Genomic DNA, 14,855 nt, shown 5'->3' with positions numbered 1-14,855 from the left:
CGCGTGATCGAGGCCCCCGGCTTCCGCGCCCGCCTGATCGAAGTCGGCGTGCAGGCGGCCGAGGGCACGGCTGCGACCTTCGCCGACTTCCAGCGCGCCGAGCTGGCCAAGTGGGGCCGCGCCGTGCAGGACTCGGGCGTCACGCTGGAATGAAGCTGACGGTCGAAGAGCAGGCGATGGTCGGCGGCGAGCTCGGCCGCGTCGCCCGGATCGCGCTCGAGCACCAGATCCGGGTCGGCGACTTCTTCGCCGCGCCCGACTTCGTGCCGGTGACCCAGGCCCACGTCATGGCCGACACGGAGAGTCTGGGCGAGGCCGGCGTCCGCTGGCTCGAGATGCTGGCTGACGAAGACGGCGGTCGCAGCCGCGTCCGCATCCCCACCATCACCGACCCGCGCGGCACCGACTTCGCGAAGGCCGACGTGCTCAACCACGCGCCCTGGATGCTGACGCTGGAGCGGCGCGCCATCGACGCCTTCGTCCGCCTCGGCGTGGCGATGACCGACACCTGCATCAACTACCAGACGATCCAGGCGCCGACCCGGGGCGAGCACCTGGCCTTCGGCGACACCGGCGTCGTCATCTACTCGAACTCGGTGTGCGGCGCCCGCTCCAACTTCGAGGGCGGGCCGTCGGCGCTCGCGGCGGGAATCACGGGCCGGACGCCGCGCTACGGCTTCCATCTCGAGGCGCAGCGGCAGGCGACCGTCCGCATCCGCGTCGATGCGACTCCGGTGTCGCTGAACGAATGGGGCGCGCTCGGCGGGGTGATCGGCCGGCTCGCCGGCAACTACTGGGCGGTGCCGGTGATCGAGGGGCTGCAGGTCGCGCCGGGCTCCGACGCGATGAAGCACTTCGGCGCGGCGATGGCCAGCTTCGGCTCGGTCGCCCTCTCCCATATCGTCGGCATCACGCCCGAGGCAGGGCGCCTGCGCGACGTCGGCGGCGACCTGCTCCCCGTCGCGCACCGGATCGGCGCCGCCGACGTGCGTGCGCTGCAGGCGTCCTACGCGGTCACCGACGAAGTCGATGTCGTCGTCTTCTCGGCGCCGCAGCTGAGCCTCTACGAGCTGCGCCGGATCGCCGAGCTGTGCGAGGGCCGGCGCTTCCGCAAGCCGCTGCTCGCCGTGACGAGCCCGCAGGTCAAGCCCGATGCCGACCGGATGGGCTACACCGAACGGATCGAGAACGCCGGCGGGCACGTCCTGTCCGGCATGTGCTTCTACCAGTCGTATGCGCGCGAGATGGCCGATGCCAACGGCTGGAAGCGGCTGGCGACGAACAGCGCCAAGCTCGTCAACATCCTCGGCGGCTACGGCTACGTTCCTCTGCTGGCCAGCCTGGAGCAATGCATCGACGCGGCCGAGACCGGGAGGCTCGCATGAGCGGCCGCAGCGACGGCGCCCGGCCGCTGGCTGCGGCGGCGGCGAGCGAGTTCAAGGCGCGGCACGGCATCGGCAAGCCGGTGCGCGGCGTCGCCTTGGTCGCCCACGACGGCTTCTCGGCCCGCTACGACCTCGACCGCAACGCCGGCATCTTCTCGCGGCCGTCGCACAAGCTCGTCGGCCAGTCCTACGTCGGCCGGATCCTGGTCCTCGACACCGCCAAGGGCGGCGTGGCGAGCGCCTGGATGCTGCACGAGATGGCGTCGCGCGGCGTCGTGCCGCTGGCGATCGTTTTCAACAGCGTCAATCCGATCCTGGCGCAAGGCGCGGCCTTCGGCGACATCACCATGCTCGCCGGCTTCGACGCGGACATCACGGCGGCGGTGCCGCACGGCGCCACCGTCGAGATCGATCCGGCGGCGCGGACACTGCGCGTCGTCTAGCCGGCGAGGCGCTAGCGCTGCAGGCGCCGGTAGGCGCTGAAGTGGCGCACGGCCTGGCGGGCGTCGCCCGCCTGTTCGTGCAGCCGGGCCGCGTTGTAGTGCGCGTCGGCGAGGTCTGCATCGAGCCGCAGGGCGGCGTGATAGCTCGCCAGCGCGTCGTGCACGCGGCCCTGGTCCTCGAGGGCGACGGCGCGGTTGAAGTGGAGCAGCGCCTCGCGCGGGTAGCGGCGAACCGCCTCGTCGAACAGGGCCACGGCTTCGGCGCAGCGCTTGCCTTCGCAGAGCAGCGCGCCGAGGTTGAGGTACGTGTCGGCGTGCGCCGGGTTCAGCTGCAGGGCCTTGCGGTAGGCGTCCTCGGCCGCGGCCGGGTCGCTCGCCTCGAGCACCTCGCCGAGGCAGAACCAGCTCAGCGCATCGCGCACCGGGTCGTCGGCGGCGGCACGGCCGCTGCGCCGGCTCGAGGCGCGAGCCGAGGCCACCTCGCCGTCCGCCGGTGCGGCGCCGCTGCGTGCAGGGACGCGCTGCAGGAAGGCAACGCTGCCCTGCTTCGGCGCCACCTCGAACTCCATCACCAGCTGCCCGGTCTCGGCCTGCCACTGCGAGCGGCCGTCGCGCACGGTGACATCGTTGCCGACCGCGGTGATGCGCAGGCCGGTCAGCGGCACCTCGGCGGGCAGGCTCGCCTTCAGCTTGCGCAGGGCGGCGAGGATCCTGCGCGGCGCGATGCGGGCGGCCTGCAGCTCGACGGCGGTGCGGAGCAGGACCACGTCGCGGAACGTGAAGCGCAGCGCGTTGCCGGGGCCACGGCTCGGCGTGACGAAGCCGGAGGCGACCAGGCCGGAGAGGACTCCGCGCGAGAGGCCCAGCATCTCCTGGATGCTGCGCGTCGTGTAAGGTGCTTCTTCGGTCTGCCTCGTCGTCACTTCTTCGCGCGGGCGCGCGCCGGGGCTGCTGCCGGTGTCTCGACCTCGGCCTTCTGCGCGCGCTTGACGCCCTTGCGTTCCTTCGCCGGCTCGGCGGCGGCCGGCTCCACCGCCGCGGCGGCATCCCTGGCAGCCGGCGCTCTGGCCACCGCCGGCGCGGCCTTGACCTTCGCTGCCGCGCCGCGGCCGAGGCTGGCCCGCAGCGCCTCGACCAGGTCGATCACCTGGCCGCCGGAGGACGACGCCGTCTCGTGCGGCTCGTTGGCGACGATCTGCTTGCCGGCGATCTTCTCGTCGATGGCGGCGAGGATGCGCTTCTTCTCCTCGTCCTCGAACATCGTCGGGTCGTAGGTGTCCTCCGAGATCTGCTCGATCAGCTGCAGGGCCAGCTTCAGCTCCGCCGGCGAGACCTGCACCTTCTCGATGTCGAGCTCCTTCATCGAGCGCACCTCGTCGGCATAGAGCAGCTGCTGCAGGACCAGGCCGTCCTCGGCCGGGCGCACCTGCACGACGTACTGCTTGGCCTTCCACGCCCACTTGGCGAGGGCGCAGCGGCCGCTCTGCCGCATCGCTTCCATCAGCAGGTTGTAGGGCTTTCCGCCGCGTTTGTCGGGCGCCAGGAAGTAGGCCTTGTCGTAGAAGATGGGATCGACCGCCTTCTCCGGGATGAAGGCGACGATGTCGATCGTGTGGCTCGGGCTTTCCTGCAGCGCCTTCAGCTCTTCCGGCTCGAACAGCACGAAGCGATCCTTCTCGAACTCGTAGCCCTTGACCATCTCGGCGCGCTCGACGACGCGCTGGTCCTTCTCTGAGACGTACTGCTGCTTGAGGCGCGAGCCGTCCTTGTCGAGCATGTTGAAGCGGACGGCGGCCGAGCTCTCCGTGGCCGAATACAGCTTGACCGGGATCGACACGAGGCCGAAGGACAGGGAGAGCGAAGCGATCGATCGGGCGGCCATGCGGGCTCCTCGAAGTCTCGGGTTCCGCGCGGCAGGGCCGGGCCCAGGGGTTGCAGGCGGACGCGCAGCATACGGGCAACGCCCCGGCCTTGTCACGGCGCCGTTGCGGCCAGCCTACGGGCGAAACGAGAGCATTTTCATGGCCGTGGCCAGTGTCTGCCGGGACTTCCAGTAGCCGGCCCAGGGGTCGACGGGCTCGAAGCTGAGGTACTCGCGGGCGGTCGCGATGGTCCACTGCGCCCCGCCCTTGAGGCTCATGAGCTGCTCCCACGAGACCGGCATCGACACGCCCAGGCCCGGCCGCGAGCGCGCCGAAAACGCCGCTGCCGTGGTCTGGCCGTGGCCGTTCCTCAGGTAGTCGACGAAGATCCGGCCGACCCGGTTCGCGCCCCCGCTCTTGGCCACGAAGCGCTGCGGGATCGTCCGCGCCAGGTGCTGAACGATCGCCTGCGAGACGCCCTTGACGACGTCGTAGTCGAGCTTCGGCGCCAGCGGCACGACCAAGTGCAGGCCCTTGCCGCCGCTCGTCTTCAGCCAGCTCTCGAGCTTCAGCTCGGTGAGCAGCGTCCGCGTCAGGAGCGCCGCCTCCAGGATGTGCGGCCAGGTCACGCCCTCGCCCGGGTCGAGGTCGAAGATGACGCGGTCCGGCTGGTCGATGTGCTTCACGGTCGAGTTCCAGGTGTGGAACTCGATCGTGTTCATCTGCGCCGCGGAAAGCAGGGCATCGGCCGTGTGCACGCCGAGCAGCGCGCCGTGGCCCGGCCACAGCGTCGGGTCGAGCTCGCGCAGCCCGGGCATGCGCGTCTCCGGGTGCTTCTGGAAGAAGAGCTCGCCAGTGATGCCTTCGGGCGCTCGGACCAGCGACACCGGTCGGTCCTTCAGGTGCGGCAGCATGCGCTCGGCGATGCTCTCGTAGTAGCGGACCAGCGCCACCTTGGTGAGGCCGCTCGACGGATCGACGACGCGCTCCGGATTCGTCACCTTGATGCTGCTCGGCGCCGGTGCGGCGACGGCGCCCGCCGGCAGTCGCGCCACCTCGCGGCTCACCTCGCGCGCCGGCTTGTCGGCACGAAGCGACTCGTACACGGCATGGCGCACGTGCCCGTCCGGCGTCCATTCGCGGAACGCGACCGCGGCGACCAGCTCCGGCCGGACCCAGCGCTCGCCGCCGGCCGTGCGCCGTGACCAGCGGCCCGGCTTCACCGACGCGACGTCGAGCGTCGGCGTCTTCGTCTCGAGTGCCGCCAGCCGCTCGTGCAGCTCGCGCCCGGTCCTGGCGTTCCAGCCGGTGCCGACGTTGCCGGCGTAGACGAGTCGGCCGTCCTCGTAGGTCCCCAGCAGCAGGCTGCCGACCTCGCGCGCCGCGTTGCTGCGGTCGGTGAAGCCGCAGACGACGAACTCCTGGCGCAGCGCCACCTTCAGCTTCAGCCAGGTCTCGGTGCGCTGCGAGACGTAGGGCGCGTCGGGCCGCTTGATGACGATGCCTTCGAGGCTCATCTGCCGCGCCGCCTCCAGCATCTGCATCGGCGCCGCTTCGAAGGCCTGGCTCATGCGGACCCCGTCGTTCGGATGGCGCTCGACCAGCCCCTTCAGCAGCGCCCGGCGCGAGCGCAGCGGCACCTTGCGAAGGTCGCGGCCGTCGTGGAACGGCAGGTCGAAGACGAAGTACTCGATGGCATCGCTGTGCGCCGTGTCGATGGCGTTCTGCAGGGCATTGAAATCCGGCATGCCGGACTCGCCCATGACGACGATCTCGCCGTCGAGCCAGGCCGAGCCGAGGCCGAGCGCCTCGACCGCCTGCGCCAGCGCCGGCATCTTCGCCGTCCAGTCGTGCCCGCCGCGCGTGACGAGGCGGGCCTTGCCGTGGTCGATGCGCGCCATCAGCCGGTAGCCGTCGAACTTCGTCTCGACGACCCACTCGCCGGGCGGCGCGGCGGCGACGAGCGTGGCGAGCTGCGGCTGGAGCCGAGCCGGCAGCGCTGCCTCCACCGCGGCGGCAAGATCCGGCACATCGGTCGCACCGGCCGGGACCGGCACGGCGCCGGCCCCCGTGCCGCGCGGCTCGCGCTCCTCGACCGGGCCGAGCGGCCTGGCGACGACGCTGTCCGGCAGGGCGGCGATGACGTCGTACTCGGCGACCGGCCGGGCCCACTCGTCGCGCTTCTTGAAGAGCATCCAGGCGTCCTGCCGGTCGCCGGGCTTGGCGATGCGGACCAGCTCCCACAGGCCGGCGAGCTTCTCGCCGTGCAGGCGGAAGACGAGCTTGCCCGCGCGCATGCCCTCGTCGACGTCGCCGACCGGCTCCCACGTGCCGCGGTCCCAGACGATGACCGTGCCGGCGCCGTACTGGCGCGGCGGGATCGTGCCTTCGAACGTCGCGTAGTCGAGCGGATGGTCCTCGACGTGGATCGCCATCTGCTTCTTGGCCGGGTCGTACGACGGGCCCTTCGGGATCGCCCAGCTCAGGAGCACGCCGCCGGACTCGAGGCGGAAGTCGTAGTGGAGCCGGCTCGCCCAGTGCTTCTGGACGACGAAGGAGAGCCGCGCCGCGCTGCGCTCCGGCCCCGGGGAGAGCGATCCGGCCGGCTCGGCGGTGACCTCGAAGTTGCGCTTCTGGCGGTAGCGCGAGAGCGGCGCGGGAGGGCGTGCAGCGGGTTCGGCCATGCCGCTCGGAGAATGCCACACGGCGGTCGTGCGGCGCGTTTGCTCAGGCATCATCGGCGCCTGTCCCGCCCCTGGAAGCCGAACGTGGATCGCCTGCCTGCCTCTCCTGCCTGCACCGTCGCGGCCGCCTGTCTGCTCGCCGCGCTGGCCGGCTGCGGCACCTTCAAGAACAACGAGGACGCGCAGGCGGTGGTCAGCAAGCGGATCGTCGGCATGCCGGCCGGCGACTTCTTTCAGCAATTCGGGCGCGCGCGCAGCCGCACGGAACAGCCCGACGGGTCGGCGCTCTACGGCTGGGAGTCGGCGATGGGGCCGGCGCCGGCGGGCCCGCACGGACCCGACGAGCGGATCTGCCGCCTGCGCCTGATGGCCGACAAGCGCGGCCGCATCGAGAGCGTCACCGTGCAGCTCGACGACCCGGGCCGCGTCAGCAGCTCGCGCTGCGGCGAGCTGTTCAGGCCGAAATAGCGCGCGTCGTCCGGGCCGGCGGCTTTCGTGGCGCGGCTTTCACGGCGACGGTCTTGCCGGCCACGGGCTTCTTCGGCAGGGCTTTCTTCGCAACCGCCTTCTTCGCAACCGCCTTATTCGGCTCGGCGAGCCCCTTCGTGCGTGACCGCGTGCCGCGCGTGGCCGCAGCGGCTGGCGCGACGGGCACCTGCACGCTGTGCGCCAGCTGCAGGAAGCTGAAGAAGTTCTCGCCGTAGTACTTCGAGCCGTCGAAGTGGCCTTGCTTCAGGCCCTTGGCCGGGTTGTAGCGGCCGGTGTTGTAGGCGATCGCGACGCCGGCCATCTCGTGATCGCTCAGGCTCGTCTTGCCGGCCCAGCCGATCCGCTTCAGGGCGGCGCGCAGCTCGCCGACGCATCGCTGCACCGCGTGGCCGAAGTCGGCATAGCGCTGCTCGAGGAAGTACGACGGCTCGCTGCGGAAGAACTGCAGGTCGAGCTGGAAGATGCCGAAGCCGTGGCAGAACTTGTCCGGCCGCGCCGCAGCGCCGGCGTAGCCCGGGATGAAGCCGGCCATGTCGACGAGGCCCTGCCGAGCCAGCGCGAACATGCGGGCCCCTTCAGGCACCGCGAGCAGCTCGGCCTTGTTCTTCGGGAAGGCGCGCCGGCCGCCCGTGGCCGAGGCATCGATCGTGTCGCCGACGCAGAGCTGCAGGATCCGCTCCGTCGACAGGCCCTTGCGGCGCAAGACCGACCAGATGCCGCCCGTCTCCTGGCAGGCGATGGCCGTGACCATGTCGACGCTGAACGGCGTCCCGGCCAGTACCGGCGCGATCGCGTGCTGGAACTGGACCTTGAACCAGGCGACGTCGGCGGCAGTGGGCATGGCGATCCTCACCGGGGCTGCAGGACCTCCAGTGTGTGCCGAAGGCGGCCGCCCTTCAATCCTCGGCGGCCCTAAGGCAGGGCCTGCTCCAGCAGCCGCGCGACGTGGATCGCCTCGCGCCCGGCGCCGGCGGCGATCTGCTGCCGGCAGCTCGTGCCGTCGGCGACGACGATGGCCTTCGGCTCCCGACGGATCGCCGGCAGCAGGCTCGCCTCGGCCATGCGCATCGAGACCTCGTGGTGGCGCGCTTGGTAGCCGAAGCTGCCGGCCATGCCGCAGCACGAGCTCTCGATCAGCTCCGGGCTGGCGCCGGGGAGCAGGCGCAGCACTTCGAGCACCGGGCCGATGGCGGCGAACGCCTTCTGGTGGCAGTGGCCGTGCACGAGGATCTTCCCGGCGACGGGACGGAACGCCAGGGCGAAGCGGCCGGCCTCCGCTTCGCGGGCGACGAACTCCTCGAACAGCAGCGCCTGCCGGGCGACGGTGGCGGCCTTCTCGCCCAGGTTCATCGCCAGGGCCTCGTCGCGCAGCGTCAGCAGGCACGACGGCTCGAGGCCGACGACCGCGATCCCGGCGGCGGCGAAGGGCAGGAGCGCATCGACGAGCGCGGCGACGCGCCGCTTCGCCTCGCCGACCCGGCCGCTGGCCAGGTACGTGCGGCCGCAGCAGTGGTGGCCGCCGCCCTTCTCGAGCGTGTGCAGCATGTAGCCCGCAGCGTGCAGGACGCGGGCCGCGGCGAGCGCGTTCTCGGTCTCGAAGACGCCGTTGAAGGTGTCGACGAAGAGCACCGCCGCCTTGTCGCCGCGCCGCGCCGCGGCCAGGGTGGCGTCCGCGTCGGCGAAGAAGGGCACGTCGCGCGCCCGCCAGAAGGTGTCGCTGCGCCACAGAGGCAGGCGGCGCCGGGCCGACAACCCCAGCAGCTTCTCGCCGAGCCAGGCGGCGCCGGGCACGCGGTCGCGCAGGTTCGGCAGCCAGGGCACGCGGCTGAGGCCGGCCGCGTAGTCGGGCAGGTTGGCGACCAGGCGGTCCTGCAGCGTCCAGCCGTGCCGGCCCTTGTAGTGGGCCAGGAACTCGACCTTCATCCGGGCCATGTCGACGCCGGTCGGGCATTCGCGCCGGCAGCCCTTGCACGAGACGCAGAGGTCCAGGGTCTCGTACATCGCCTCGCTCGTGAAGGCGTCGGGGCCGAGCTGGCCCGAGAGCGCCAGGCGCAGGGTGTTGGCGCGACCGCGCGTCGAATGCCGTTCGTCGCGCGTGACGCGAAAGCTCGGGCACATCGTGCCGGCGTCGAACTTGCGGCAGTGGCCGTTGTTGTTGCACATCTCGGCGGCCTTGGCGAGGCCGCCGGTGCTGTCGCCGCCGCTGCCCGGCGCAGTGACCGCCTCGGTCACCGGATCGTTCTGCACGTTCCAGGCCGACCAGTCGAGCACCGGCACGAGGGCGATGGTCCGGTACGGTGCCGGTGCAGCCGGCGGCGGGAAGCGGAACAGCGAACCGTCGTCCATCGGCGGCGGGTCGACGATGCGGTTCGGGCTGAACAGCGAGCCGGGGTCGAGCTCGCGCTTGATGGCCCGGAACGCCTCGTTCAGCGCCGGCCCGAACTGCCACTCGATCCACTCGCCGCGGCAGAGCCCGTCGCCGTGCTCGCCGCTGAACGCCCCCTTGTACCTGCGCACCAAAGCCGACGCCTCCTCGGCGATGGCCCGCATCTTCACCGCGCCGTCGCGGCGCATGTCGAGGATCGGCCGCACGTGCAGCGTGCCGACCGAGGCGTGCGCATACCAGGTGCCGCGCGTGCCGTGCCGCGCGAAGACTTCGGTCAGGGCGTCGGTGTAGTCGGCCAGGTGCTCGAGCGGAACGGCGCAGTCCTCGATGAAGCTCACCGGCTTGCCGTCGCCCTTCAGGCTCATCATGATGTTGAGCCCGGCCTTGCGCACTTCCCACAGGTTCTTCTGCGCCGCCTCGTCGGCCATCTCGACGACGCTGCCGGGTAGGCCGAGGTCGCCCATCAGCTCGCCAAGCCGCCGCAGCGGATCGAGCAGGCCGTCGCGCGAATCGCCGGCGAACTCGACGAGCAGGATCGCCGCCGGCGTGCCGATGAGCGCCGTCTGCATGGTCGACCTGAACGCCGGGTTGGCCAGGGCCAGCTCGATCATCGTCCGGTCGACCAGCTCGACGGCCGTCGGGCCCAGCGTCACGATGTGCTGCGCTGCCGCCATCGCGGCGCGGAAGGTCGGGAAGTTGACGACCCCGAGCACGCGCGCCTTGGGCACCGGCGCGAGCTTCAGCGTCAGCTCGCGCGACCACGCCAGCGTGCCTTCGGCGCCGACGAGCAGGTGCGCGAGGTTGACGCTGCCGTCGCCCGTGTACGTCTTCTCGCTCTGGCAATCGAAGATGTCGAGGTTGTAGCCGGCGACGCGGCGCAGCACCTTCGGCCAGCGCGCGCGGATCTCGCCGGCGTGCCGCTGCGCCAGGTCGCGGACGAAGCCGGCCAAGGCGGCGGCGCGCCCGGTCAGTGCCGCGACCGGCCCGAAGTCGAGCTCGGCGCCGTCGGCCAGGCGGGCCCGGATGCCGAGCACGTTGTGGACCATGTTGCCGTAGCGGATCGACCGCGAGCCGCACGAATTGTTGCCGGCCATGCCGCCGATCGTCGCCTGCGCGCTCGTCGACACGTCGACCGGGAACCAGACGCCGTGCGGCTTCAGGTGCGCGTTGAGGTGGTCGAGGACCAGGCCCGGCTCGACCGTCGCCGTCAGCCGCCCGGCGTCGACGGCGAGGACGCGGCGCAGGTGCTTGGTGCCGTCGATGACGAGCGCGGCCCCGGTGGTCTGCCCGCACTGGCTCGAGCCGCCGCCGCGCGGCAGCACCGCCACGCCGAGGTCGCGCGCGATCTCGAGTGCGACGGCGACGTCGCGATCGCCCGTCGGCACCAGAACGCCGACGGGCATCACCTGGTAGATCGAGGCGTCGGTGGCGTAGCGGCCGCGGTCGTCGGCGCCGAACAGCACCTCGGCCTCGGTCTCGCTGCGCAGGCGCCGGGCGAGTTGCTGGGCGACGTCGTGGGTCGTGGCCGGATGCGGCGAAGGAGGTGCCATGGGGATTTGAATGCCAGAATGAACTGCAACCAGGCACGATCATGCTCGACCTCGACTTCCACCCCACCGGCCGCCACTTCCTGCAGATCCCCGGGCCCAGCCCGGTGCCCGACCGCATCCTGCGCGCGATCAGCCTGCCGACGATCGATCACCGCGGCCCCGAGTTCGGTGCCCTCGGCCGGCAGGTGCTCGGCAAGGTGCGCGAGGTGTTCAAGACGCGCCAGCCGGTGGTCATCTATCCGGCCTCCGGCACCGGGGCCTGGGAGGCGGCGCTCGTCAACACGCTGAATCCGGGCGACCTCGTCCTGATGTACGAGACCGGCCACTTCGCCTCGCTGTGGGAAAAGATGGCGCGCCGGCTCGGCCTCGCCACCGAGTTCCTGCACGGCGGCGGCAGCGACTCCCTGCTGCCCGATGCGCCGCACTGGCGCCGCGGCGTCGACGCCAACGTCATCGAAGAGCGCCTGCGCCGCGACGGCGAGAAGAAGATCAAGGCCGTCTGCGTCGTGCACAACGAGACCTCGACCGGCGTCGTCTCCGACATCGCGTCGGTGCGCAAGGCGATCGACGCCGCCGGCCACCCGGCCTTGCTGCTGGTCGACTCGATCTCGGGCCTGGGCTCGGCCGACCTGCGCCACGACGAGTGGGGCATCGACGTCACCATCGGCGGCTCGCAGAAGGGCCTGATGCTCCCGCCCGGCATCGGCTTCAACGCCATCTCGGCGCGCGCCTTCGAGGCGGCCAAGAAGGCGACCCTGCCGCGCGCCTTCTGGGCCTGGGAGGAGATCGTCGCCATGAACGCCGACGGCTACTGGCCGTCGACGCCGAACACCAACCTCCTCTACGGCCTCAGCGAGTCGCTCGACATGTTGCTCGGCGAGGGCCTCGACAAGGTCTTCGCCCGGCACGATCGCTGGGCCGCCGGCGTGCGCGCCGCCGTCGCCGCCTGGGGCCTGCCGACGCAGTGCGCCGACCCGGCCCGGCACTCGCCGGTGCTGACCGGCGTGATGATGCCGCCCGGCATCGACGCCGACGCGGTGCGCCGCCTGATACACGAGCGCTTCGACCTGTCGCTCGGCACCGGCCTTGGCAAGGTGAAGGGCCGCATGTTCCGCATCGGCCACCTCGGCGACAGCAACGACCTGACCCTGCTCGGCACGCTGGCCGGCTGCGAGATGGGGCTCAAGCTCGCCGGCGTGCGCCTGGCCGGCAGCGGCGTGCAGGCGGCGATGGAGCACTTCGCAAGCCACGCGGCCCCGAGCGGGCTGATGCGAGCGTGACAAGACCGGCGCGGCATCACGGCGCCAAGCGCACAATCGATGGTGATGCAGTCGCCGACCGCGACTGATCTCGGCTCTTCGCCGCAGGCGTCAGGTTTCTCTCATCCGTACAACGACTGGAGAGCGGCATGTTGACAAGAGTCTCGCGCTGGATGATCTTGGGCAGCGTCGGTCTGACAGCGTGCGCCATGCAACCGATTGGCCACGCCCGCGAATACCCATGCGGGCCAGGCATCTGCAAGGTGGAAGTGACGGTGGCGATGGAGGGCACGCTTTGCGTGGCCAAGCTCGTCGATCCAACGCAGACGACCTTGCGCATGCCGGGCTACAACGGCGTGGTGATCCAGTGGCAACTCCATGGCGATGTGGAAAGGACGCATGAGTTCAGGGACACCAGCATTCGCCTGAAGAGCGGCAGCACAACCCAGTTCCAGCACGACGGTGCGATCGGCGGCGGCAAGAAATACCAGATCGTCAACAAGAACAGCGACAGCCAAACTTACGAGTACTACATCAAGGTGTACTCGCGGACGACCGCTCAGGTCTGCGATCTGGATCCGTTCATCCGCAACGTCAACTGATCGAGATCGCTGGTGGCGGTGCTGCCTGGCCCATGGGCAGCGTCGGCAACGGGACTCCAGCGCTCGATCTTCCGCAGCTGCATGCCGAGCTCGGACTCCGGAGCCTCGCCGAGGCTCTCCGCGGTTTGCATCGCGCGACGCGCCGCCGATCGTGCCATCGAGGCATCGCCTGCGAGCCCTTCCATCTCGGACCGCTGGGCCAGCACCATGGCCAGGCTTTCCGGGTCGTGCAAGGATTCGAGCAGGGCTTCCGCCGCGGCCAGGTGAGACCGCGCTTCGCTGGCGCGGCCCTGCTGGCCTTGCAGCAACCCGAGATAGCCCAGGAACTGCCCCTCGGCGCGCCGGTCGCCGATCCGTCGCGCCAGATCGATCGCTTCCCCGTACCGGGCGAGTGCCTCGTCGCCCCGTTCGGCGTTGCCCTCGACGAGGCCGAGATTGCCGAGCGTCATGCACTCGAGCCGCTCGGAGCCGATCTCCCGCGCGACGCGCAGTGCACGGACGAGGCTGTCACGCGCCGCGTCGAGCCGGCCCTGCATGTGGTGCAGCATGCCGAGGTTGCACAGCGCGTTGCCCTCCCAGCGCCGGTCTCCGACCTCGATCGCGGCCAGCAGCGACGCTTCCATGTGCCGGCGAGCCTCGTCGAGGCGGCCATGACTCGCATGCCAGGCGCCGAGATTCCCCAAGACGCCGCCTTCCCAGCGACGATGACCGATACGGCGGGCCAATGCGAGCGCCGCGTCGTACTGCTGCCGCGCTTCGTCCATGGACCCGGTCCGCTCCAGCACCACGCCCAAGGAAGTGCGTGCCTCGCACTCGAGCACCCGGTCCGCGAGGGCCTGCGCCATCGCAAGCGCTTCCGTCAGGAACTCTTTCGCTTGCAGCAAACGCCCTTCCTCGCTGCAGATCGCGCCCAGGCCGACCAGCACCCGGGCCCGACACGCCTGGTCGCCCCCGGCGCCGACCAGCTCGAGGGCCGAAGCGAGCAGGATCTCCGCATTGCCGATCTCGCCAACAGCGCGACGCGCACTCGCCTCGATCCACTGCACCCAGGCGCGCAAGGCGGGCGTGAGATGAGACAACATGCCCACCCGTTCCGCCTGCTCGACAGCGGCGCGATACGGCCCGCGCAGCAGCCAGGCCGCCCAGGCGCCCCTCAACGCGCCCACGGCCAGCTGCCCGTCCGCCCCGTGGACGGCCGTGCGGCAGGCAGACACCAGGTTGGCCAGGTCGGCACATGCGTCTAGAACCGCGCCGTCCTCGGACAGCTCGGCGAAGTGCCGGCAATGTCGCAGGGCGATGTCGACGTCGCTCGTTGTTCCCTCCAGCCGCAAGCGTTCCGCGGCGTACTCCTGAATGCTGACCAGCATCGTGAAGCGATTGCCCGGACCCGGGATGACGAGGGACTTGTCGACGAGCGACTGGAGGATGTCGGGTATCCAGGGGGCGGCCTCGATCGCGGACAGGTCGATCACCGATTCGGCCGCCTCCAGGGACCAGCCGCCTTCGAAGACCGACAGCTGCGCCAGCACGTGCTTCTCCGCGGCCGACAGCAGGTCCCACGACCAGTCGAGCGCCGCGCGCAGCGTGGCCTGCCGGTCGTGGCGGCCGCCGCTCGAGCTGAGCAGGCGGAAGCGCTCGCCCATGCGCTGCAGCAGCTGCCGGGGCGGCATGAGCCGCACCCGCGCCGCGCAGAGCTCGATGGCCAGCGGCAGGCGATCGAGCATCTCGACGAGCTTCTCGATCGCTGCCCGGTCTTCCGAAGGCGGGTTGAAGCCGCTCTTGGCCGCCCGGGCGCGGCGCATGAACAGCGCCTCGGCCTCGCGCAGCGGCAGCGGCGGCAGCGCCACCGTGTGCTCGCCGGCGATGCCGAGCACCTCGCGCGTGGTCACGAGGAAGCGCGCCTTGCCGGCACGATCCAGCCATTGGCCGAGGGTGGCCTCGGCGTGCCGCACGACCTGCTCGAAGTTGTCGATGATGACGAGGCAGTCGCCGTGGCCGGCGATGGCGTTGCCGAGCTGCAGGACGGGGTCGTCCTTGCCGAGCGGAACGTCGAGGCCGCGGGCCACGGCACTGACGATGCCGTCGACCCCTCGCGCTTCGGACAGGTCGCAGAACCAGCCCCCGCCGGGGTAGTCGCCGAGCCAGGTCCAGGCGTAGCGCGTCGCCAGGCGTGTCTTGCCGCAGCCGCCGGTACC

At 71.1% G+C, this 14,855-nt stretch carries 12 protein-coding genes; 6 read left to right on the top strand and 6 right to left on the bottom strand.

The annotated features are described in order from the left end of the window. Nucleotides 1-149: 149 nt before the first annotated feature. Nucleotides 150-1,385, top strand: coding sequence for an aconitase X (locus AC30N0_RS12170; RefSeq protein WP_489518175.1), 1,236 nt, complete (start codon nt 150-152; stop codon nt 1,383-1,385). After that, a complete protein-coding gene (locus tag AC30N0_RS12165) occupies nt 1,382-1,828 on the top strand; it encodes an aconitase X swivel domain-containing protein (protein ID WP_489518174.1) in 447 nt (148 codons plus the stop codon). The genes AC30N0_RS12170 and AC30N0_RS12165 overlap by 4 nt, the downstream gene beginning before the upstream one ends. Before the next feature lie 11 nt (nt 1,829-1,839). Here AC30N0_RS12165 and AC30N0_RS12160 read toward each other — a convergent pair whose 3' ends face one another. From AC30N0_RS12160 to ligD, 3 genes are all read right to left on the bottom strand, one after another. Continuing rightward, nucleotides 1,840-2,751 (bottom strand): tetratricopeptide repeat protein, encoded by a 912-nt coding sequence (locus AC30N0_RS12160; protein ID WP_489518173.1) that lies wholly within the window; start codon nt 2,749-2,751, stop codon nt 1,840-1,842. Then, a complete protein-coding gene (ku, locus tag AC30N0_RS12155; RefSeq protein ID WP_489518172.1) occupies nt 2,748-3,710 on the bottom strand; it encodes a non-homologous end joining protein Ku in 963 nt (320 codons plus the stop codon). Before ku ends, AC30N0_RS12160 begins: the two co-directional genes overlap by 4 nt. 114 nt (nt 3,711-3,824) lie before the next feature. After that, nucleotides 3,825-6,374 (bottom strand): DNA ligase D, encoded by a 2,550-nt coding sequence (gene ligD, locus AC30N0_RS12150; RefSeq protein WP_489518171.1) that lies wholly within the window; start codon nt 6,372-6,374, stop codon nt 3,825-3,827. Between the two features lie 84 nt (nt 6,375-6,458). On the opposite strand from ligD, the gene AC30N0_RS12145 reads away from it, so the two are divergent. After that, the gene (locus tag AC30N0_RS12145; RefSeq protein WP_489518170.1) at nt 6,459-6,842 is read left to right on the top strand and encodes a hypothetical protein; all 384 of its coding nucleotides are present in this window, start codon (nt 6,459-6,461) and stop codon (nt 6,840-6,842) included. On the opposite strand, the gene AC30N0_RS12140 is transcribed toward AC30N0_RS12145, so the two are convergent. Both AC30N0_RS12140 and AC30N0_RS12135 read right to left on the bottom strand, forming a co-directional pair. Further along, entirely contained in the window at nt 6,829-7,704 is an 876-nt protein-coding gene (locus tag AC30N0_RS12140) for a hypothetical protein (RefSeq protein ID WP_489518169.1), read from the bottom strand. The two genes, AC30N0_RS12145 and AC30N0_RS12140, sit on opposite strands and share 14 nt — an antisense overlap. A 71-nt stretch (nt 7,705-7,775) precedes the next feature. Then, nucleotides 7,776-10,799 carry an FAD-binding and (Fe-S)-binding domain-containing protein gene (locus AC30N0_RS12135; protein WP_489518168.1) on the bottom strand — a complete coding sequence of 1,008 codons (3,024 nt, stop codon included), beginning with the start codon at nt 10,797-10,799 and terminating at the stop codon, nt 7,776-7,778. A gap of 41 nt (nt 10,800-10,840) precedes the next feature. Between AC30N0_RS12135 and AC30N0_RS12130 the strand changes: the two genes are divergently transcribed. Further along, on the top strand, nt 10,841-12,079 hold the full coding sequence (locus AC30N0_RS12130) for a pyridoxal-phosphate-dependent aminotransferase family protein (RefSeq protein WP_489518167.1): 1,239 nt from the start codon (nt 10,841-10,843) through the stop codon (nt 12,077-12,079). A gap of 128 nt (nt 12,080-12,207) precedes the next feature. Further along, nucleotides 12,208-12,660, top strand: a complete 453-nt coding sequence (locus AC30N0_RS12125) for a hypothetical protein (RefSeq protein WP_489518166.1) — start codon at nt 12,208-12,210, stop codon at nt 12,658-12,660. On the opposite strand, the gene AC30N0_RS12120 is transcribed toward AC30N0_RS12125, so the two are convergent. Then, nucleotides 12,618-14,534: an ATP-binding protein gene (locus AC30N0_RS12120; protein ID WP_489518165.1), complete on the bottom strand. Its 1,917-nt coding sequence runs from the start codon at nt 14,532-14,534 to the stop codon at nt 12,618-12,620. The two genes, AC30N0_RS12125 and AC30N0_RS12120, sit on opposite strands and share 43 nt — an antisense overlap. Here AC30N0_RS12120 and AC30N0_RS12115 point away from each other — a divergent pair. Beyond that, a partial coding sequence (locus AC30N0_RS12115; protein ID WP_489518164.1) for a hypothetical protein occupies nt 14,511-14,855 on the top strand: 345 nt, incomplete at its 3' end. The two genes, AC30N0_RS12120 and AC30N0_RS12115, sit on opposite strands and share 24 nt — an antisense overlap.

Origin of the sequence: Rhizobacter sp. (assembly GCF_031412495.1) — a bacterium.
Lineage (GTDB): Bacteria > Pseudomonadota > Gammaproteobacteria > Burkholderiales > Burkholderiaceae_C > Schlegelella_A.
This window is presented reverse-complemented; position numbering and strand designations above follow the sequence as displayed.